This is a genomic window from uncultured Campylobacter sp. (assembly GCF_938030815.1).
Classification (GTDB): Bacteria; Campylobacterota; Campylobacteria; order Campylobacterales; family Campylobacteraceae; genus Campylobacter_B.
The window spans coordinates 1-1,031 of sequence record NZ_CALHII010000224.1 but is presented as its reverse complement, the minus strand read 5'-3'; the positions used below and the strand labels follow the sequence as shown (position 1 = coordinate 1,031).

At 48.7% G+C, this 1,031-nt stretch carries 3 protein-coding genes; all 3 read right to left on the bottom strand.

The window, feature by feature from the left end; all coding sequences use genetic code 11:
• On the bottom strand, nucleotides 1–321 hold a 321-nt coding region (locus tag Q0277_RS08710; protein WP_297997307.1), incomplete at its 3' end, for a hypothetical protein.
• 9 nt (nucleotides 322–330) lie between these two features.
• The gene (locus Q0277_RS08705; protein ID WP_297997304.1) at nucleotides 331–777 is read right to left on the bottom strand and encodes a nitrate reductase cytochrome c-type subunit; all 447 of its coding nucleotides are present in this window, start codon (nucleotides 775–777) and stop codon (nucleotides 331–333) included.
• Nucleotides 778–788: 11 nt separating this feature from the next.
• On the bottom strand, nucleotides 789–1,031 hold a 243-nt coding region (locus Q0277_RS08700), incomplete at its 5' end, for a class II glutamine amidotransferase (protein WP_297997302.1).

Sequence of the window (1,031 nt, the reverse complement as noted above, 5' to 3'; positions counted from 1 at the left end):
TAACGGCAAAAGTAAGCGGTTCGGCATAATCAGCTTGCCCGCGCGAAGGCTTGCGACGGAATTTTGCCCGGTGACAGAATTTGGCGCGGAATTCTCCGCAGAGTTAATGGTGATTTTATAGAGCTTGCCGTTGTCAAGCCCTGCGTAAATTTCGCCGTCTAGATTTTTTAGCACCGCGACGTTTGCGTCAAGCTCTAGTATGAAGCTAGCGTGTTTGATCTTTGCAGGCGCATCTATGCCCACAGCACCACTAGGTATTGCAACGCCGTTGCTGGCATAGATGAAGCAGGCGCAAAGTAGCAGCGGTGGTAAAAATTTCATCGCGCGCTCCTACTCAACCTCGGCGCCTTGATTTAGCGTATCTATGAGATTAGAAGTGGAATTTGCGTCGCTAAACCTGCTAAAATCAGCCTTAAAATTATTTTTAACTAGCGGATTGGTTTGGGCTTGCGGTACGTGGCATTGAGTGCAGTTGAATCTCTGCTCAGCTAGCGTGCCGTTTAGATCCGCGCCTGTACGAAAGTCTACCAAGTGGCTTTTTGGAATCGGGGTAGAGCCTACATCCTTAGCGACATCGGGCATATGGCAGGTTACGCACATATTGTTATCCTTTGTGATCGGTACAAGCCCTTCTAAGCTGTGCGGTATGAGCGGCGGAGCGTTTTCGAAGCTGCGCTCGATCTTCGAAGCGGCGCCCGGAGCATCCTCGCTATATTTGAAATCGGGCAGGGAATTTTTATTTTGCACCGATTCGTCCACGCTTTTTATAAAGCCCAAGCTGTCGGCGTCTATAGAAGCCGTCTTATCCGCGGCAAATAGCGTCGCACAGCATGCAAGAGCTCGTTTACGTTGGTCATATTGAAGTTGCCTGCCATAATGAGATTGCGGTACATCCAATTGTTTTCACGCAGGAAAGGGTGTACATTCTCGATGCTATTTTTACCAAAAGTGCCATAGCGCACGTGCCCCATAATCACTTCGCCTATATAGGGAAGTTCTCTTTTTTGGAGGCTTACATCGTCTTTCAGTTC